11 protein-coding genes are annotated in these 20,649 nt (G+C 58.6%); 10 read left to right on the top strand and 1 reads right to left on the bottom strand.

Features of this window, described 5'->3' with window-relative positions:
• Nucleotides 1–451: 451 nt before the first annotated feature.
• The 3 genes from HX824_RS10185 (at nucleotide 452) to HX824_RS10175 (ending at nucleotide 8,930) form a co-directional block, all read left to right on the top strand.
• A complete protein-coding gene (locus HX824_RS10185) occupies nucleotides 452–7,081 on the top strand; it encodes a DUF3320 domain-containing protein (RefSeq protein WP_177023197.1) in 6,630 nt (2,209 codons plus the stop codon).
• A 303-nt stretch (nucleotides 7,082–7,384) separates the two neighbouring features.
• Nucleotides 7,385–8,278 carry a hypothetical protein gene (locus HX824_RS10180; RefSeq protein ID WP_256344009.1) on the top strand — a complete coding sequence of 298 codons (894 nt, stop codon included), beginning with the start codon at nucleotides 7,385–7,387 and terminating at the stop codon, nucleotides 8,276–8,278.
• 31 nt (nucleotides 8,279–8,309) lie between these two features.
• Nucleotides 8,310–8,930 (top strand): hypothetical protein, encoded by a 621-nt coding sequence (locus HX824_RS10175; RefSeq protein WP_102605109.1) that lies wholly within the window; start codon nucleotides 8,310–8,312, stop codon nucleotides 8,928–8,930.
• Nucleotides 8,931–8,983: 53 nt separating this feature from the next.
• Here HX824_RS10175 and HX824_RS10170 read toward each other — a convergent pair whose 3' ends face one another.
• Entirely contained in the window at nucleotides 8,984–11,134 is a 2,151-nt protein-coding gene (locus HX824_RS10170) for a TonB-dependent receptor (protein ID WP_177054509.1), read from the bottom strand.
• A 433-nt stretch (nucleotides 11,135–11,567) separates the two neighbouring features.
• On the opposite strand from HX824_RS10170, the gene HX824_RS10165 reads away from it, so the two are divergent.
• The 7 genes from HX824_RS10165 to HX824_RS10135 are packed head-to-tail and all read left to right on the top strand — an operon-like array spanning nucleotide 11,568 to nucleotide 20,534.
• Complete coding sequence (locus tag HX824_RS10165; protein ID WP_177054508.1) at nucleotides 11,568–13,271, top strand: ABC transporter substrate-binding protein; 1,704 nt, start codon at nucleotides 11,568–11,570, stop codon at nucleotides 13,269–13,271.
• Nucleotides 13,268–14,200: an ABC transporter permease gene (locus HX824_RS10160; RefSeq protein ID WP_008431773.1), complete on the top strand. Its 933-nt coding sequence runs from the start codon at nucleotides 13,268–13,270 to the stop codon at nucleotides 14,198–14,200. The genes HX824_RS10165 and HX824_RS10160 overlap by 4 nt, the downstream gene beginning before the upstream one ends.
• Nucleotides 14,201–14,223: 23 nt before the next feature.
• Nucleotides 14,224–15,477: an acyl-CoA dehydrogenase family protein gene (locus HX824_RS10155; RefSeq protein WP_177054507.1), complete on the top strand. Its 1,254-nt coding sequence runs from the start codon at nucleotides 14,224–14,226 to the stop codon at nucleotides 15,475–15,477.
• A 32-nt stretch (nucleotides 15,478–15,509) separates the two neighbouring features.
• Nucleotides 15,510–16,562, top strand: a complete 1,053-nt coding sequence (locus HX824_RS10150) for an NADP(H)-dependent aldo-keto reductase (protein WP_087694258.1) — start codon at nucleotides 15,510–15,512, stop codon at nucleotides 16,560–16,562.
• A 15-nt stretch (nucleotides 16,563–16,577) separates the two neighbouring features.
• On the top strand, nucleotides 16,578–17,441 hold the full coding sequence (locus tag HX824_RS10145; RefSeq protein WP_102606419.1) for an ABC transporter permease: 864 nt from the start codon (nucleotides 16,578–16,580) through the stop codon (nucleotides 17,439–17,441).
• Entirely contained in the window at nucleotides 17,438–19,096 is a 1,659-nt protein-coding gene (locus HX824_RS10140) for an ABC transporter ATP-binding protein (protein ID WP_003219919.1), read from the top strand. Before HX824_RS10145 ends, HX824_RS10140 begins: the two co-directional genes overlap by 4 nt.
• A gap of 37 nt (nucleotides 19,097–19,133) precedes the next feature.
• Nucleotides 19,134–20,534, top strand: a complete 1,401-nt coding sequence (locus tag HX824_RS10135; RefSeq protein WP_087694260.1) for an LLM class flavin-dependent oxidoreductase — start codon at nucleotides 19,134–19,136, stop codon at nucleotides 20,532–20,534.
• The last annotated feature ends 115 nt before the right edge of the window (nucleotides 20,535–20,649 follow it).

Below are 20,649 nucleotides of genomic sequence, written 5' to 3'. Positions count from 1 at the left end.
AATTTAGACCTTATGCTCTGTTTTCAATAGGTTTCATGTTGTCCAGAGCGAGCTGGGGCGTGCTATAGAAACCCATTTCATAAGCGCATGGGGTGCTAGGGGTCGAGTGTTCGAATCACTCCGTCCCGACCATATAATTTAAAAAGGCCGCGAGATTTATCTCGCGGCCTTTTTATTTGCCTGCATTTTTACCCCCTCCCCATAAAACAGCCGGCTATGAATAGCTTTCGGATGTGGATTTACCATCGAATCTGTTCTGCGAACATCAGCCTCGGCCTGATATCAGAGATCAATAGATGGGGATCCGATGACGGAATGAGAAGTTAGTGACGACCAAAGGCACATTACGGCTCTCCCTAGAAGAGATATCATCCCGCCATCAGCTCAAGAGGGGCCTCCTGGCCGGACAAATCCGGCACTCCCTCGAGCATCACGACAAGGATTGTTGCGCATGGACGACATTGTTCAGCCCCTCACGCTCCAAGAAGAAATCCAGCCTAAAGACGTAAAAATCCTTGCCACTCTGGTGGCAAAGCTGAACCTTGCGGATTTTCAGAACGCCATTCCTGTGATACGCGAGCTTCGCATATCGAACGAAACGAGTGATCGTTTCGTCAATGCGACTCTTACGCTTAGCTCGGTACCCGAGGTTTTTAAGTCCAAGGTCTGGCGGATTGACGAGATCGCTGCAGGTAGCTTCCGGGTCATACCTGGGCTTGATCTTGCTTTGGACGGCCCGTTGCTGAGTCGCCTGACAGAATCAGAGATGTCGACCTTCACGTTTGTCCTCGAAGCCGATGACAAGGAGTCGGAAGGCGGTCGCAAGGAAGTTGCTCTGTTTGAACAGGTCGTAGACCTCCTGCCCAGAAATCAGTGGGGCGGATTGCGCCATATACCAGATATGACGGCAGCTTTTGTTCAGCCGAATGATGCGGCGGTTGAAAGGTTGCTCAAACAGGCAGCCGAGCTGCTTCGTCTTAGCGATAAGTCATCTGCACTTGATGGGTATGAGGGAGGCCCCAAAAGAGCTTGGCAGTTGGGGTCTGCAGTGTGGGGGGCGGTGGCGCGCATGAAGCTCGACTATGCGTTGCCGCCGGCTAGCTTTGAACGATCTGGGCAGAAGATTCGTAGCCCCAGTCAGATTGCTGACTCCGGGTTAGCTACTTGTCTCGATCTTACTCTGCTTTTCTGCGCGGCATTGGAGCAGATAGGTCTTAACCCTGTAATCGTGTTCACCCATGGTCATGCTTTTGCTGGTTTTTGGCTTAAGCCAGAAGAGTTTACGACTGCTGTCGTGGATGATGTCACCGCAGTACGTAAGAGGGTGAAACTTCAGGAGCTTGTGCTGTTTGAGACTACTCTTATAACCCACGCCTCCATACCGCCATTCTCTTATGCGGTAGAGATGGGCGCGAAGCAGGTAGCCGAAGACGCTGATAGTGTTTTCGAGATGCTGCTAGATATCCGTCGCGCCCGTCTGCAGCGTATCAAACCGCTCGCCAGCTCAGAGGCTCAGATCGCACGTGTCGCTGTTTCTGAGTTTGATGAAGCGCCACCGCTTCTGGTGGAGGAAGGAATCGGCATCGCCGATGACAATATTAAGGTACAGGCTGAGGATCTGTCTAAGCTCGACCCAGCAGATCGCCTCGGCCGGTGGCAGCGAAAGCTCCTGGATCTGTCGCTTCGAAATAACTTGCTCAATTTCAAAATGGGTAAGCGAGCGCTGAAGCTTGAATCTCCTGATCCCGGTGCTCTCGAGGACATTCTTGCAAGTGGACAGTCTCTGAAGCTGCTTACGAGGCCTGACCTGATGGATGGTGCAGATCCGCGTGAGCGCGCACTCTATGAGCAGCGTGAGCGAGAAGATGTTCGCCGCCGTCATGCTGAAGATGCTCTCAAGCGTAGGGAAGTATTCGTTGCGCTGACGTCCGCCGAAATGGAGGTCCGGTTAACTGAGTTATATCGAGGCGCTCGTACTGCTTTGCAGGAGGGTGGCTCCAATACTCTCTTCCTGGCCATCGGTTTTCTTAGTTGGACGCGTGAGGATAGGGCCGGGCAGAAGTACAAAGCGCCACTAGTCCTGGTTCCTGTCACTTTGGAGCGTAAGAGTGCACGTTCCGGATTCACCATGGTGCTGCACGATGATGAGCCTCGGTTTAACCCGACTCTGATCGAGATGCTGCGTCAAGACTTTGAACTGGGCTTGGGTTCACTGGAGCAGGAGCTGCCTCGGGACGACTCCGGTCTGGATATCGCAGCCATTTGGAACAAAGTTGGCCATGCTATCAAGGATATCCCTGGCTGGGAGCTGAACGAGGACGTTGTGCTCTCGATGTTCTCGTTTGCCAAGTATCTTATGTGGAAGGATCTTGCCGAGAATGCAGAGCACCTTCGACAGAGCCCTGTAGTCCAACATCTTCTGGATACGCCACGTGATTCGTTCATCTCCGATACCCCGTTTCCGGAGGCGGAGTCACTGGACCGTGATTATGGTCCGACTGATGTGTTCTGCCCATTGCCATCTGATTCATCTCAGCTTGCTGCTGTGATGGCAGCAGCGAAGGGAAAAGATTTCGTTCTCATAGGTCCACCGGGCACGGGTAAAAGCCAAACGATTTCCAACATGATCGCCCAGTCCATCGCTCAAGGGCGCCGGGTACTGTTCGTATCTGAGAAAATTGCTGCCCTGGATGTCGTGTACCGCCGCTTGCGTGAAATCGGTCTGGGTGAGTTTTGCCTTGAACTTCACTCCAGTAAGGCTCGAAAAACGGATGTCCTTGCTCAGTTGCAGTCGGCTTGGGAAGCGAAAGGGGAGGTAGATGCTTCCGCTTGGGAGGTGGAAGCGCAGCGGCTGGCTTCCCTGCGTGACAGCCTCAATATTTATGTCGAGCGTCTGCATCGTCGGCACCGCAATGGCTATACGATCTACGATGCTATCGGGACTGTGACATCGGGTGTTGATGAGGCAGTTGCTGCGCTTTCTTGGTCATCCCCGGACACTCATGATCAGAAGGCCATGCTTGCGCTTCGAGAGCTGGGCGACCGCCTTGAAGTGAACGCGCAGGCTGTGGGTTACAGTCAGCTGGCAGGCAACGCTTTGTCCGGGGTAGGCCAAGCAGAATGGTCGCCTCATTGGCAGCAACAATTCGTGCAGGCGGCTCGTGACGTGCTTCCTGCAGTGCTTGAAGTCCAGCGAGCTGCCGATCGCTTCATTGAGCTGTCAGGGCTTCCTGTTACGGAGTACACCCCAACAGCGCTTGAGGGGCTGTCGATTCTTTCTCGAGTACTTCCCGCTGCCGCTGGGCATGATTGGCGGTTCGCACTGCGCCCCGATGCTCGCTCGATTTCTAAACGCCTGAGTGACGGCTGCACTTGGGTCGACGAACACCGGAACATTAACTCCAGACTCTCATCCTTCTGGTCCTCTCGTATTACTGCTGAAGCTAAACAAGGCATTGATCTGCTGCAGCAACGCCGCGCTACATTCGTTGATCTAGGCCCGGCCTGGCCAGAAAATGTCACTGACGTTCTCGGGCAAGCTGTCACATTGCTGCGTCAGATAGACGACCTCAAGCACCAGCTAACGGCGTCCTACGGGGATGCGATTGAAGTACTTGATACCGAACTCCTACTGCGCGAATGGAAAGAAGCGGAGGAGTCTTTCTGGCCTAAGTCCTGGTTCGGAAAACGCCGCATCGCTGGGCTATTGGCGCCGACGCAGACATCAACAGGTGAAATCGACAATGGCAAGGATCTCGCTACTTGGGTAGAGATTCGGTCGGTGCGTCGAGCAATCGATGAGCTGGAGCCAGGTCATGAGTGTGTTGCTGTTTGGCAAGGTGCCAAATCCGAAGCAACGCATCTCGCGACAGCGATCAAGCTGCAAGAGGCTATGCGGCTTCAGAAAAGTAATTCTGCCTGGATTGATGACGGCTTGCAGTTGGTTGAGCAGGGCCAGGTAGGTGATGAGCTGAAGGAGGAGCTCCGCCGGCTGCGTGCGCTGACTCGTCTCGATGCTGGGTTAGATGAGCTGGTGGATCTCAGTTTAGCAACTAGCTCTCTCTGGAGCGGTTTGACCACTGATATTGACGTGCTGACTGCAGCGCTACGTTTCCAGGCTGAACGACGTGACATTGAAGAACGTGGTCGGCTTGTCGACGATCATCCTCATGTAGAGGAGGGGCGTTGTGGCTCGTCGTTAAAAGCTGATTTTGAGTTGCTCAAGAACAGAGCAGCAGTTGAGCGAGAGTTGGTGGATCTGGCCGATCTGCGAGAAATCGTTCCTGTCTGGAATGACTTGAAAACGAAAGTTGATGTCGTGCGTAGTGCGGCAGCGTTTCAGGGGGAGATGGCTACCGCGGTGGCGAAGCTGGCACTCAATCCTGAGCAGATCGCGGCCTACAAAACACCGCTTCAAACTCTGTTGGGGGATGGTAACGCACTACTTGAACCGGAGGCTGCTATAGCCAATGCCGGTGTTGCTCTTCGAGAAAAGCTTGAGTTGCTACAGGCGCGAGCGGCGCACCTGACGGCTGTCGGTCATTTCACCGAAATGGGCGTCATCGAAACTGCTCACCTGGCGCTAAGTGATATCAAGACAAACTGCGAAACTGTCGTCTCGTCTGAATCGCGCCTTAAGGCATGGTGCGCTTGGCGGAAGGTTCGCGATGAAGCCTACGCTGTCGGCCTGGCGCCGATTGTTCAAGCGATGGAAGCAGGAGCTATCAGCTCTGGAAAAGTCCGGCGTGTATTGGAAGTAAATTATGCCCGCTGGTGGCTGAATACGACGGTCGACAACGAAGAGGTGATCCGGACGTTCGTCAGCGTGGAGCATGAGCAACGCATTCGCGATTTCCGCGCTTTGGACGACAAGTTCACCGAGTTGACCAAGGACTGGCTCCGGGCTCGGCTATGTTCCGACCTACCAAGCCAAGACAGTGTAAGTCGCTCTTCAGAGTGGGGAGTCCTGCGACATGAGATGGGCAAGAAGACCAAGCACATTCCATTGCGGGAGCTGATGAGTCGTGCGCCAGAAGCGCTAACCAAGCTGACTCCATGTTTGCTCATGAGCCCTCTATCCATTGCTCAGTATCTGCCTCCTGCCTCAACGCCATTCGATCTCGTTATCTTCGATGAGGCATCTCAAATACCTGTCTGGGATGCCATCGGCGCAATGGCCCGAGGGAAGCAAGTGGTGATGGTGGGCGACCCCAAACAGCTCCCCCCAACTTCGTTCTTTAACCGAGCTGAGTCGACCGCTGAAGATGAGGATGTAGAGGCTGATCTCGAGAGTATTCTGGACGAGTGCATCAGTGCCAATCTGCCAATGCGTAATCTGAACTGGCACTACCGTAGCCGCCACGAGAGTCTGATCGCTTTCTCGAACCAGCGATACTACCAGTCGAAGCTGGTGACCTTCCCATCACCGTTTACGGCCGACAAAGCAGTACGGTTATGCTCAGTCCCGGGTGTATATGACAAGGGTGGGGCGCGAACAAACTTAATTGAAGCAAGATATTTAGTTGCTGATTTGGTTGCCCGCCTACAGTCTCCGGCCTTCCGCGAAAGCGGTCGGACCGTGGGGGTCGTAACCTTTAACGGCGAGCAACAGAAGCTCATCATGGACATGCTGGATGAGGCTTGCCGGAAAGACCCATCACTCGATTCGTATTTCGCTGAGTCCGAGCTGGAGCCTGTGTTCGTCAAGAACCTTGAGAGCGTTCAAGGCGATGAGCGAGACATCATCTATTTCTCGACCACCTACGGAAAAGACGCTGCCGGTGTGCTGTCCATGAACTTCGGTCCGATGAACCGCCCTGGTGGTGAGCGTCGACTGAACGTGGCAATAACCCGTGCTCGCCAGGAGCTTGTGGTGTTTTCGACCTTGCGCCCAGAGCATATTGATCTAGCTCGTACGCAAGCGATCGGGGTTCGAGATCTTAAGCACTTCTTGGAGTTTGCAGAGCGTGGTCCACGGGCTCTCGCAGAAGCTGACTTTGGTAGCGTGGGTAGTTTTGACAGCCCATTCGAAGAGGCAGTTGCAGCGGCCTTGGCTAAAAAGGGATGGCAGATATTTACCCAAATTGGCGTTTCCTCCTTTCGAATAGACCTTGGGGTTGTCCACCCTGACGCACCTGGACGGTACCTTGCCGGGATTGAATGCGACGGCGCTACCTATCACCGCAGTGCGACCGCTCGTGATCGTGACAAACTCCGTGAGTTTGTACTGCGTGGACTTGGCTGGGAGATTGTTAGGATATGGTCGACGGACTGGTGGGTTGATGCAATTGGAACTGCCGAAAAGGTACATCAACGTCTGAACGAACTCCTTGCTGAGTCCCGAGCCAAGCAGGCTGTCATCGACGCCGCTCAAGAGGCAGAGCGACTGAAAATCGACGCAGCTATGGCTGAGGTCATTGAGGTAGTAAGTCAGGTTACTGTGGTCGCCACAGTCGATAGTGTGGGCGAATCCAATGACCCCTCAGGTGCGTTTCCTGATTTGAAGTATGCCAAGTCGGCATCTGTCAAACCAGATGAGGATGTCCTGGCTTTTGCTCGTCCCCTTGAATATTTGATTTACAAAGAATCCGACCCTCGTCAGGCGGTAAGGTTGGTCGATCCAGATCAGTTCTTTGAGGCGAGCTACACGGAAACGCTGGAGCAGATGATTGCTCATGTCGTGGCGGAAGAGGGACCGGTTCTGGACACGGCGCTTGCAAGGCGCATTGCCCGCGCTCATGGCTGGGTACGAACCGGCTCACGGATACGTGATCGCGTTGACCAAATTGCCCGGGCGCGATTCCGCTCACATGAAGAGGAACAGACAGGAGTCTTTTTCTGGCCGACTCATATCGAGTCGGATGCCAGTGTCGTCTTTCGTAAGCCCGGCGATGAAGACACCACGAGAGGGCTATCTGAAATCTGCCTGCCAGAACTACGTGCTTTGGTTGACGAGATGGCGCAGCGGGGGCACGAAGGAGAGGCCCTAATATATGCGGTCGCGAAGGAAGCTGGTGTAAGCAAGCTTGCTCATGCTGGACGTCAACGGATTGAGAGGGCCGTACGTCTAATGGCGGAGTAAACGAGAAACAAGGGGGCCGTGAAGGTCCTCTTACTTCTGGGAAACTGAACGTGCCCTTGCTCTGAGAAGCGTAGAGTACAAATGCGTTTTTTATGGGCTAACTGATGTTTCGGTTACGAAATGCGCAGGTGATTCAGGCAACGCTAGGAGTTATATTAATGTGCCGTCATATGAACGTTATGGAGAGTCGTGATGGGTTGGAAAGGGACTGTACGTTCGCTGCAAGCGTCTGCGCGGCGATCGGAACGAAACGCTCATCGCCGTCAGCGCGAACTTGAAAAGCGACAGAAAGAGTACGCAAAGATGGAAGCGCTGGAGCAAGCAGCGTATGAATGTGAGGTTTACGAAAATCACGTAGACATCCTCCTTTCGATGCACAAGGAATGTGCCGAGCCCGTAAAATGGAAGCGACTTCTCTCCAACCCTGAACCTGGACAGCCACTCAAAAGCAATACTCTCGAGCAAGAAGCTACGCATGCGGCCGCTACATATCACCCCAATTTCTGGGCTCGGCTCTTCAAGCTAGAGGCTCGTCAGCGTATAGCCCTGGTAGGCAAGATTGGCGCCGCGAAGGCGGAAGACGAAAGGCGATATCAGGCTCAGCTTGATGGATGGAAAACTGCCCATACCGAGTGGGCAGAGGAGAGGGACATTGCTATCCGTATCCTTGATGGTGATCGTCAGGCCAAGCTAGATGCCATCGAAGCTTTCGAGTCGTTTGCAGAAATATCACACCTCGGCTCAGCTATTCAGATGATTGTTCATGAAGGTGGTGTCCTAGAAGCCAAAGTCGCTATCCATGGCTCCGACGTGATTCCTGCCGAAATCAAATCTCTACTCAAAAGCGGCAAGTTGTCGACCAAAGCTATGCCAGTTGGTCGGTTCAACGAACTCCATCAGGACTACGTGTGCAGCTGCGCGCTGCGAGTAGGTCGAGAGTTGTTGGCAATCCTGCCGGATGACCTGGTCATCGTCACCGCTCTTGACAATGTGCTCAACAGCTCGACAGGTCATATGGAGGAACAGCCAATTCTGAGTGTTGCGTTCTCTAGGTTAACTGTTGACGGACTTAACCTCGAAACCATCGATCCATCTGATGCTATGAGGAATTTTGTCCATAACATGAGTTTCAAGAAGGGCGCCGGATTTTCGGCCGTTCCTGCCCTTGATGCTCAGCGCTTCGCCGTAACCATCTAACGCCTAAGGCAATCCATACATAAGGACGCTCATGACCCCTCCATCTCAACCTGTCCGCAAGGTACTTCGAAAAAAAGTAGCTGAAGAATTCACCCCTTTCGACGTTGTTATCACCGCGATTAACTGCACAACAGACGGTGCCGATTTTGTGATCGGAGGTGCTAAGTTTCCGGACCGGAAAGAGACGTTGACTATTGGAACATCTGTTCTAGTCGACGCCGGTAGCGACGGTTATTTACAACTAAGGCTCATGGGCAGCAGTTACAGCGAAGCAGATGTTTTGCTTACTGGCGTGTCGATTCAGGCTCAATTGTTCGGTAGCATCGAAATCGAGAGTCAACAAACCTCGTTTACACCCCAAGATATAGCCAGGATTCAGCAGGGGTTTAAGCAGGTACTCGATGAGTTAAAGAGCAATGCCGATGTTAGCGCACAACAATTTGCGATACTGAAAAACCAACTGGATACGGCTGCACAGGCAGCTAACCGTCTTAGCCGAAAAGATTGGGTTATTTATTTTCTAGGTATCCTGGCGTCGGTCACCATTTCGGCTGGCTTCTCTTCAGATGCTGCGAAAGCGTTGATGCACGCGGTAGATCATTCGGTCGGGCAAGGGGCTGTGTTTGTCATTCGTCTTCTAGGCAAGATTTGAGTTAAATCGTCGACAGCGCCTAACGGGTTCTGTCGACGGTTGACGCAGAGGCCTCAATAGCGCATTTCCACCGCCACATAAGCCCCAATCCCATCCCCCGGATACAACGACGCCGTATCCTGCCCCTTCGCGTCATACAACGGCTGCACCGCCGTCACGTATTTCTGATTGGTCAGGTTCTTCAAATCCAGCGACACCTTCCAGTCCTTGCTCGGCGTTTCATACCCCACGTTCGCCCCGAAGATTGTGTAGGAGGGCGCATAGAAGCTGTTCGCATAGTCCACCGCCGTACGCGAAGCCGATTGCACATTCACCCCGGTATAGAAGCCCGCTGGGTGCTGATACTGCACTTCGCCCTGATAGATATGCTTCGGAATCCCCGGCAGTTGGTTGTCGCCGAAGGTCGGGTCGTGGCGGTAGTAGAAGTCGTTATAGGTATACACCTGGCGCAGGGTGATTTTTTCACCCGAGGAGTTTTCCCACAGGCGTGTATTCAAGCCGGCCTCGATCCCTTGGTGGATCGTCGGCGTGGCGTTGAATGCACCGGTGACCGCAGCAGCCGTGGAGGTGGCCGGGATGATCTGCACGTTGAGCAATTCATTTTTCACCCACGAGCGGTAGAGCGCCAGGCTGCCGTCGAAGATGCCCGACGAACCCTTGATCCCGACTTCCACGGTATTGGCTTTCTGTTCCACCAGCGGCCGTACGTACGGCGTGGTCGGCCCGGAGCCGGAGTATTCCCACGACGCCGGTGGATCGACGGAGCGGCTGACGTTGGCAAACACTTGCAGTTGTGGGTTGAACTCGTAACGCACGCCCACTCGCGGTGCCAGGCTCCAGTTGTCGTAGGTCACATCGCTCGGGTAGGTGGTGGTGTTGGCCACCAGGGCTTCCTTGACGTCGGCATGGCGGCGCACGTTGATCGCCGAGACGCCACTGGTCAGCCACAGGCCGTCCACCAGTTCCAGGTCGTTGCCCACGGAGAACACGTGATCAAACGAGGAGCTGTAGTCGACGAACTTGCGCGTCTGTTTGTTGGCGAAGGTGGAGTCGACCTGGCCCTTGAGGTGCTCGGTGGAGGTGAAGGCCAGGCTGGAGCGGCTTTCGTGGCCGAACAGGGTGTCGCGGCGGTCGTAGTTGATCACCGCGCTCAGGTCATGCCAGTCCCAGTAGCTGGGGTTGCTCGGGCTGTTCGGGCTGTTGTTGTGGGCGTACTGGTAGTAGACGAAACCCACCGACAGGGTGGCGTCGTCCTCAAAGGTGTAGGTGGTCTTGCTGCCCAGCCATACGCTGCCGGGGCGACGGCTGCCGGCGCCGCTGCTTTCGGCGGTGGCACTGGCGCGGTCGGAGTGGTGCTTGACCGCATCCAGGGTGGTGGCGCTCGGGTCGTTGTGGAACTCGTCGCGGTAACGCAGCATCACCCGGGTTTCGAGTTGCGGGCTGAAGCGGTAGCCAAAGTTGGCCACCACGCCCTGGCTCTTCGACAGGCTGTAGTCGCGGTAGCCGTCGCTGCGGTAGTTGTCGGCATTCAGGTAGTAATCGAACGCACCCTCGACGCCGCCGACACTCAGGCTTTGCTTGTTGTAGCCGTAGCTCCCGGTTTCCGCTCGCACCCGCAGCCCGGGTGCGGTGTAACCGGTCTGGTTGACGAAGTTGATGGCGCCGCCAAGGCTCAGTGCGCCGTACTGGAAGGCGTTGGCACCCCGCAGGATCTCGGTGTAGTTCACCCCCGAGCCGTTGAGGAATTCGTAGGGTGTGCCGCCCGGGCCGGTGATCGGCAGGCCGTCGAACAGGAACTTGATGCCCTCACGGAAATACCCCGGCGAGGTGTTGGCGCCCGAGCCACGAATGGAGATCTTGGCCGCGTCGTTGCCGCCGGTGGACTGCACGAACACGCCCGGCTGATAGGCGAGGGTGTCCTGCAAGGTGGCGGTGCGTCCCTTGGCCACTTGTTCGCTGTCGACCACGCTGGTGCCGCCTGGCACTTCGGACAGCTGACTTTTGGCTGCCTCAACGGGCGTGATTTTTTGTGCCTCTACTGTCACCGTCTTTAGCCGTGTTCCGGTCGTCGGTGTGACCTCATCATCTGCCTGCACACTGGCGGAAAAAACCAGGGCTGAGCCCAGCCCCACCATCGCCAGCCAAGTTGCCTGCCGCACGGCAAGTGTCAACTTTTGCAACTCTCCCCGAAAGATTGGATCCATTAAGCGTGTTCCTTGTGAATAGATAAAAGAGCCCCAGCTTTCTATTCGAATAGTCATGCCTGTTTCGCTCTGAGCAGTTTCTATGCCAAGACTATTGGTCAAGGAATACGGGCGCTTAGTTAAGGTTAAGTGTTCTGCGGGATACTTTGTTTTGAATCGGTGTTTGATTCTCAACAGTCAACTTTAATGGCTGGGATTGCTGCTGCTGTCGCGAACGCAACAGTTGATAAGCAGTGTGTAAGGCTACCAACAATCCCGGGGTGTATAACGGGTATAACCATATAAGTGTTTGGCAGTGTTCGCCCCGTTTTACAAGGGTTTTGCGCTGGTTTTGTGGTCAATATGGCGTTTCTTGAAGACTGGCATGCTCACTGCATTACACCCCGTAATTGCAAACTTTCAGTGTTCATCGAGTTCCTCTAAGGAAGTGTCATTGACAACCATCCTGAAACTTTCGGCGGTTATTTCACTGTGCCTGGCAGTCAATGCCTGCTCACCGGCTGCGGCACCGAAACATGAAACGTCTGCGGCTGATGGCACGGTCACCAACGGTGTAGTGACTTATTCGGCGACGGACTTTCATGAGTCGTCACCGGGGCGCAGTGGCGGAACTTTGCGCGTCTCAGCCGCCTCCGACGCCGGCAGTTTCGATGTTCATGCACTGTCTAACGGCAACATCCAGTGGATGGGCCGGATTCTCTTCGATTGCCTGGTGTACCAGGACGAGCAGGGCAATACCAGCCCGTGGCTGGCCCGCTCCTGGGACATCTCCGACGACGGCAAGACCTACACCTTTCACCTGCGCGACGACGTGACCTTCAGCGACGGCGAGAAATTCAATGCCCAGGCGCTGCAAACCAACCTGGACCACATGCGCGACCCGGCGACCAAGTCCCCACTGGCCGCGGCCTATATCGCGCCGTACCTGGATGGCAAGGTCATCGACGACTACACCTTCGAAGCCCATTTGCGCGAACCCTATACGCCGTTCCTGGATGTGCTGGCGCAGTCCTGGCTGAGCATGATCTCCCCCAGGCAGATTCGCGAGGCGCCGAAGACCATCGCCGAGCACCCCATCGGCAGCGGGCCGTTTACGTTGCAGAGCTACACCCGTGACCAGGGCGCGGTGTTCATCAAGCGCCCCGGCTATAACTGGGCGCCACCGGTGACGCGCCACGCGGGCGAGGCCTACCTGGACCGTATCGAACTGAGCTACGTCCCCGAAGCCATGATCCGCTTCACGGCGCTAGAGTCCGGCCAGTCGGATTTCGCGCTTGATGCACCGGCCCAGAATGCCGCCGCCATCCGCGCCAACCCCGACCTGGTGATGCGCAGCCGGATTCGCAAGGGAAACCCGAGCCGTGGCATCGTGTTCAACGTCGAGCAGGCGCCATTCGACGACGTGCGAGTACGTCGCGCCGTGGCCAAAGCCGTCGACCGCGAAGGATTGGCGTGGATTTCCGGCTTCGGCGAATACATCGCCAAAGCCGATTTCCTGGCGGCGAATACCCGGTTTTATCAACCCAACAAAGAGGCCCTGGCCTACGACGTCAAGGCGGCCAATACCTTGCTCGATGATGCCGGTTGGACAGGGCGCGACGCCCAGGGCTATCGGACCAAGGCCGGGCAGCGCCTGAAGGCGACCTTGTTGGCCTATAGCAGCCCGGCCTTTCCCGGCAGCGTTTCGGTGGCCATCCAGGCCGACCTGAAAAAAGTCGGCTTTGAGATGACCGTCGAGATGCTGCCGCTGACCCGGGTGATCGAGAGGCGCTATGCCGGTAAGTTCCAGGCGATGGCGGACGGTTACTGGCACACCAACACACCCGACGGCATGTTCGTGCTTTATCACAGCGAGTCCATCAGCACCGATAAAAGGATCGGCCAGAACGTTGGACGCTTCCGTGATGCCGAACTGGATCGCGTGCTCAGCGCCGCTCGCCAATCCCGCGATCCGGTTGAGTTGCAGGCGCTCTATGGCGAGGCACAAAAGCGCCTGACCGAAACCGTGCCGTCGGTGCCTTCGGTGGAAGCCCAGGTACTCACCGCCTATGGTCGACAAGTCCAGGGCGTGATTTTCGATACCTCCCACAACGTACCGTTCTTCACCAGCATCTGGCTGGACCGGGGGCAACCATGAGCCTGTTCAAATCCATCGCCTGGCGCCTGCTGGCGGGCATTGGCGTGCTGTGGGGCGCGGCGACGCTGACGTTCCTCGCGGTCAATTTCAGCGGCGGTGACACGGCGCTGGCAATCCTCGGCGGGCCGGATTCGATGCCCACCCCGGAGCTGCTGGCCCGGGTGCGTGCCGAGTACGGCCTGGACCAACCCCTCATCGTGCAATACGGCAATTACCTGGTGCGCCTGGCCCATGGCGACCTGGGCGAGTCCTATCGCTTGCGCATCCCGGTGCAGCAGGCGATTGCCGAGCAGATCGGTGCAACCATTCAACTGTCCCTGAGCGCGGCGTTGCTGGCGGTGGTATTGGCCCTGGTGTGCGCGATCCTCACCGCCAACCGTTCGCGTTGGGTGCGTTCAGCCGTTTCAGGCAGCGAGCTGGTGCTGTCTTCAGCACCTTCGTTTGTGATCGGGATGCTGTTGTTGCTGGTGTTTTCGTTTCATTGGCACTGGTTGCCGCCCTCCGGCTCCGTTGGCTGGCGCTCATTGATCCTGCCCTCGATCGCGCTGGCGTTGCCGGTGGCGGCAGTGCTGACCCAGCTGTTGCGCCAGTCCCTGGAAGACACCCTCGAACAACCCTTTATTGCCATGGCCCGTGCCCGTGGCTTGTCCGAAACCGCTGTGCGCCTGCGTCATGCCTTGCGCCATGCGCTGGTGCCGTTGGTGACCCTGGCCGGGTTCGTGTTCGCCAGCCTGCTGGGCGGCGCGGTGGTGGTGGAGTTGCTGTTTGCACGCCAGGGCATCGGGCGCTTGATGCTCGATGCCACCAGCAACAAAGACGTGCCGGTGGTGCTGGGCGTGACCTTGCTGGCCGCCACCGTCTATGTGCTGGTGAACCTGGCCGTCGATTTGATCAACCGCTGGATTGACCCTCGGGCCAACCAAGCGTGAGTGCCTTTGAAGAAGGAAAAACCATGAGTGCTTCGATCCCCGCTGAAGTGAGGTATGCCGACTTGCACCAGCGTTTCGCTGACGTATTTGCCCGGATAGCCGACACCGCCGTCGCCCGCGAGCAGCAACGCGAGCTGGCCCATGACGCGGTGGCTTGGCTGCGCGAGGCCGGCTTTGGCGCACTGCGTGTGCCGCAGGCCTTGGGCGGCCTGGGTGCAAGCCTGCCGCAGCTGTTTCGCCTGTTGATTGAACTGGGAGAGGCCGATTCAAACCTGCCGCAGATCGTGCGCGCGCATTTTGGTTTTGTCGAAGGCCGGCTTTCCAGCCACGACAGCGCTTCCCAGGATTACTGGTTCGCCAAAGTCGTCGACGGCGAGTTGTGGGGCGCCGCGATGGCCGAGCGCACCGACACCACCCGCAACTCGGTGACCCTCAGCGCGGTCGACTCCGGCTGGCAGCTGGACGGCGAGAAGTACTACTGCACCGGCACGCTGTACGCCAACTGGATCGCCGCCGTGGCCCTGGATGGCGAAGATTTTGTCAGCCTCGCGGTACGCACCGACGCGCCGGGTGTCACCGTCGAGGATGACTGGGACGGCTTTGGCCAGCGACTCACCGGCAGCGGCACCACCCGCTTCAAGGCGGTGAACGTACCGGAGCAGCACATTGTGCGGCGCTTCAAGAAAGACGAACTGCGCGCCGAGTCCTACCTGAGCGCTTTCTACCAGCTGTTCCACCTGGCGACCCTGGCCGGCATCGCCAACGCCGTGCTGCGTGACGCCACCGAATTCGTCAAGGGCCGCACCCGCGCGTTTGGTGTGCCGGGGCAATCGAGCCCCAAGGATGACCCGCTGGTGCAGCGGGTGATTGGCCGCTTGTCGAGCCTGGCCTATGCCGCACGCACCCAGGTGCTGGCCGTCGCGGAGGTGCTGCAGGACGTGCACGAAGCGGAGCAGGGCGGGCACGCAACCGAACAGCATTACACCGAGGCCGAGATTCGCGCTTTTCAGGCGCAACAGATCGTGCTGGAACAGGTGCTGGAAGCCACCACGCTGCTGTTCGAAGTCGGCGGCGCCTCCGCCACCAGCGAGTCGCGTCGCTTCGACCGGCATTGGCGCAACGCACGAACCCTGGCCTCCCACAACCCGGCGATCTTTCGCGAACGGGCACTGGGCAACTACTACCTCAATGACGTCACCCCGAACGCCGCCTGGCGCAGCCTGCAAGCCGCCGACGCCGAGCAGCAGGCCGCCCGCGACGAAGCGAGTGCGGTATGAGCCATCAACCCTTGAAGAAAAAAGGATCACCCATGCGTTACCGCCAACTGGGCAATAGCGACATCCAAGTCAGCGTGCTGGGCCTCGGCACCATGACCTGGGGCCACCAGAACACCGAAAACGATGCCCATCAACAGATCGACCTGGCACTGGCCGAAGGTATCAATTTCATCGACACCGCCGAGATGTACCCCACGCCCACCAAGGCCGAAACCTGGCGCACCACCGAGCGCTACATCGGCAGCTGGCTGGCGGCCAGTGGTCGACGTGACGAGGTGATCCTGGCGAGCAAAATCGCCGGCCCGGCCCGTGACCCCAGCAGCCAGCAGCACATCCGCGACGGCCTCAGCCGCCACGACCGGCGCAACATCGTCGAAGCCCTCGACGGCAGCCTCAAACGCCTGAACACCGACTACCTCGACCTGTACCAACTGCACTGGCCCGACCGCACCACCAACATCTTCGGCCAGCGCGAATACCCGTATCAGGCAGACACCCAGAGCGTGGCCATCGAGGAAACCCTGGCGGTGCTGGCCGATCAGGTCAAGGCCGGCAAGGTACGCCACATCGGGGTTTCCAATGAAACCCCGTGGGGCGTCGCCGAGTTTCTCAAGCAAAGCGAACGCCTCGGCCTGCCGCGCATTGCCAGTGTGCAAAACCCCTACAGCCTGCTTAACCGCCTGTACGAAGGCGGCCTCTCGGAGTTCACCCATCGCGAAGGCGTCGGCCTGCTGGCGTACTCGCCGCTGGCCTTCGGTGCGCTCACCGGCAAGTACCTCGGCGGCGCACGGCCCGAGGGCTCACGGCTGTCGGCGGTGTACCGCACTTTCAATCGCTACGACAGTGCCTCGGCCCAGGAGGCCATCACCGGCTACGTGGAGATAGCCCGGCAACATGGCCTCACCCCGGCCCAACTGGCCCTGGCCTTCATCATCGACAAACCCTTCGTCACCAGCGCACTGACCGGGCAAACCAGCCTGGCGCAATTGCGCGACAACCTCGGCGCGCTGGACGTGACTCTTGGCGATGAGATCAAGGCGCAGATCCAGGCCATCCACCAGCGCATCCCCAACCCCGCGCCTTAGCACCAGGAGCCTGGCATGACGCAAACCATTGAAACGTTGATCGGCAATCGCCCGTTGCGTCTTGTCGGGTTTACCCAACTGCGGCCGGGTCTGTTGCTCGCCGGGGTATTTGTCGGGCTGTTGCTGTTGGCCGCTGTTGTTCCGCACTGGCTGGCCCCGTATGACCCGCTGGAGGCGTCGGCGCGCATGGCGTTCCAGGCGCCGAGCAATGTGCATTGGCTGGGCACTGATGAGAACGGGCGCGATGTGCTCAGCCGATTGATTTATGGCGTGCGTTCGTCGCTGTTCATGGGCCTCGCCGCCACCGCGCTGGGCCTGGCCTGGGGCACCTTGCTCGGCTTGATCGCAGGCCTTGGGCCGCGCTGGCTGGACAGCGCATTGATGCGCGGGATCGACGTGCTGCTGTCCTTTCCCGACCTGTTGCTGGCGCTGGTGATCATCACGTTTTTCGGCCAGGGCACGGCCAATCTGATTCTCGCGATAGGCATTGCCGGTGTGCCGCGTTATGCGCGCCTGGTGCGGGCGCAAACCCTCAGCGTACGTAATGCCGGCTACGTCGAATCCGCCGTCACCCTCGGCCAATCGCAGCTGGCGGTGGTGCTGCGGCACATCCTGCCGAATGCGTTCAAGCCCGTGTTGATCCTCGCCACCATCGGCATCGGCGGCGCGATCACTGCCGGTGCCGCCTTGAGTTTCCTCGGCTTCGGCGCACCGCCGCCTGCGCCGGAGTGGGGCGGGATGATGTCCATCGGGCGCAGCTTCCTGGCCAATGCGCCGTGGCTGGTGGCCTGGCCCGCCCTGATCATCACCCTGACCGTTGTTTCCATCAGTGCCATCGGCCGCGAACTCTTGCGCCGCAGCGAAGGAAAGCCTCTATGACGATGAACATCCATACCCTCGGCCCGCTGGTCGATATCCGCGACCTGACAGTACGTTTCGGCCAGGCCGAGCCAGTGTTGCACGGTGTCAGTCTGCAGTTGAGCCGGGGTGAATGCCTCGCGCTGGTGGGGGAGTCGGGGTCCGGCAAAAGCGTCACCGCCCGCACCCTGGCTGGCCTCACCGGCAAGGACGCCCATGTCCAGGCTGCCAAGCTGGCCTTCCAGGGCGTCGACCTGCGCCAGCTCAACGAGCGGGCCTGGCAGCAACTGCGCGGCGCGAGCATCGGCTTTGTGATGCAGGACGCGTTGGGCGCGCTGGACCCGCTGCGCCGCGTCGGTGCCGAGATCGAAGAACCGTTGCACCTGCACACCGCATTGGGCCTGGAAGCGCGCCGCCTGCGGGTGCTGGAACTGCTGCGGGATGTCGGTGTGCCGGAACCGGAACTGCGCGCCAGCCAATACCCCTGGCAACTTTCCGGTGGCTTGCGCCAGCGGGCGCTGATCGCCTCGGCGATTGCCTGCAATCCGCGGCTGATCATTGCCGATGAACCCACCACGGCACTGGATGCCACGGTGCAGGCCCAGGTCATCGCCCTGCTGGAGAGCCTGCGCGGTGAAGACAATGCACTGCTGATGGTCAGCCACGACCTGTCGGTGGTCTCGCGCCTGGCCGATCGCGTGGCCGTGATGCGCCACGGGGTGATCGTGGAGGAGGGCAGCACCGAACAGGTCCTGCAAGACCCGCGTCATCCGTATACCCAACTGCTGCTGCGGGCCGCCAAGGCCGTGCACTTCCAGCCCACACGCCGACTGCTCACGGCGGTGGAGCCCGAGCCGGCGCCCCAGGGCGAAATACTGCTTGAAGCACGCGAGCTGTCCAAAACCTTTGTCGGCCCCGACGGCAAAACCCGCACGGTGCTGAACCAGGTGTCGCTACAGCTGCGTCGCGGCGAGACGCTGGGGGTGGTGGGCGAATCGGGTTGCGGCAAGACCACCTTGACCCGGCTGATACTCGGCCTGGAAACCGCCGATGCCGGCGAGGTGTGGATCAATGGCCAGCGCTGGTCCGACCTCGACGCCAGGCAAAAACGCGAAGCCCGGCGTGCGGTGCAAGTGGTGTTCCAGGACCCGCTCAGCTCCTTCGACCCACGCTACACCGTGCAGCGTGTGCTGTTCGAAGCGCTGGTGGTGGCTGGCGTACCGCGTCATGCCCGGCGCGACCGTGCCCTGGAACTGCTGGAACTGGTACGCCTTGATGCCAGCGCCTTGTCGCGCCGGCCGATCGAACTTTCCGGTGGCCAGCGCCAGCGCATCGCGATTGCCCGAGCGTTGGCGTCCGAGCCGCAGATCCTGATCTGCGATGAACCGGTGTCGGCGCTCGACGTGTCGGTACAGGCACAGATTCTCGAACTGCTCGACGACCTCAAGCGCCGCCTCGGCCTGGCCTGCCTGTTCATTTCCCATGACCTCGGCGTGATCAATCACGTCAGCGAGCGTGTGCTGGTGATGAAGGCCGGTGAAGTGGTGGAGTCCGGCTCGGTACGCGCGGTGTTCGACCGTCCGGCCCATGCCTATACCCGCGCGCTGATCGATGCGATCCCGACCCTTGAAACCGACTACACGCCGATCCCGTTCTACCTGAATGTCGCGATCTGACGTATTGGAAAACGTATCTACGAAAGGAGTGCTCCTGGTGCCCAAGCAACTGCACGTGAATTTGTTTGAAATGAACTGCGTCAGCCACATCGTCCATGGTTTGTGGGTGCACCCGGACAACAACCGGCACCGTTTCAACGACCTGGACTATTGGACCGAGCTGGCGCAGCTGCTGGAATACGGCACCTTTGATGGCGTGTTCCTGGCCGATGTGATTGGCACCTATGACCGCTTTCGCGACGGCCCCGAGACCTCGCTGCGTGAGGGCATGCAGATTCCCAGCAACGACCCGCTGCTGGTGATTCCGGCGATGGCCGGGGTGACCAAGAACCTGGGTTTCGGCGCGACCTTTTCCACCACCTACGAACCGCCGTTCGCGTTTGCGCGGCGCATGAGTACCCTCGATCACCTGACCAAGGGGCGGGTGGGCTGGAACATCGTCACCTCGTATTTGCCGAATGCGGCGCGCAACTTCGGGCATGACACTGAGGTGGTTCACGATCACCGCTACGAGATCGCCGATGAATACCTCGACGTGCTGTACAAGCTTTGGGAAGGTTCCTGGGACGATGACGCGGTGATTGTCGACCGTGAGCGTCGGATCTACACCGATCCGGACAAGGTGCGCTATATCAACCACGTGGGGGAGCACTTCAAGGTTGCCGGCCCACACTTGTGCCAGCCTTCGCGGCAGCGTACGCCGGTGTTGTTTCAGGCTACGGGGTCACCGGCCGGGATCGAGTTTGCCGGGCGGCATGCCGAAGTGGTGTTTACCGGTGGTAATGATGCGCCGGCGGTGCGGGCGAATATCCAGGCGATGCGGCAGAAGGCAGTTGAGCATGATCGCGATCCGGCGGGGTTGAAGTTTATTGTGATGGCGGGGGTGATCGTTGGGCGGACGGATGAGGAGGTGAGTGCCAAGCTCGACAGTTATCGCAAGTTGGTGAGTGTCGAGGCGTCGCTGGCTCACGGGCAGTCGGCGATTGATTTGACGGCGTATCCGCGGGATACGTTGATCAGTGATCTGGTGAGTCGGCAGGTCAAGGGGTGGGAGAGTTTGAGCCGGTACAAGGCGGACTCCACTGTTGGGGCGGTATTGGCGCAGCTGGGTGGGTTTAATCGCGAGCGGTTTTTTGTCGCGGGTACGCCGACGGTGGTGGCGGACGCGATTGAGAAATGGCTGGATGAGGATGGGATCGACGGGATTAACCTGAGGCAGTACTTGTCGTTTGAGACGGCGCGGGACTTTATTGAATTGGTGGTGCCGGAGTTGCGTCGTCGGGGGCGGTTTCGTGAGCGGTACAACGAGGGGGAGACGTTGCGGGAGCGGTTGTTTGGGGCTGGGCGGGCGCGGTTGCCGGGGGACCACTTTGGGGCGCGTTATCGGGATCCGGCGGCGTTGCTGAAGCCGGCGTTGCCATTGCGGTTTTCATCGTGAGTTGGTGTACATATCCGTTGCTGCGGTAACGGCGGCTTGGGGTTCCGCTCTTACAGCGGGTCACTTTTGGCAAACGCCCGGAATGCCGGCCCAGCCAAAAGTAACCAAAAGGTCT

Source organism: Pseudomonas sp. D4002, from assembly GCF_013385665.1.
In the GTDB taxonomy this organism is placed as follows: Bacteria; Pseudomonadota; Gammaproteobacteria; order Pseudomonadales; family Pseudomonadaceae; genus Aquipseudomonas.
The sequence above is the reverse complement of the archived record's forward strand: the minus strand, read 5'-3'. Positions and strand labels throughout refer to the sequence as shown.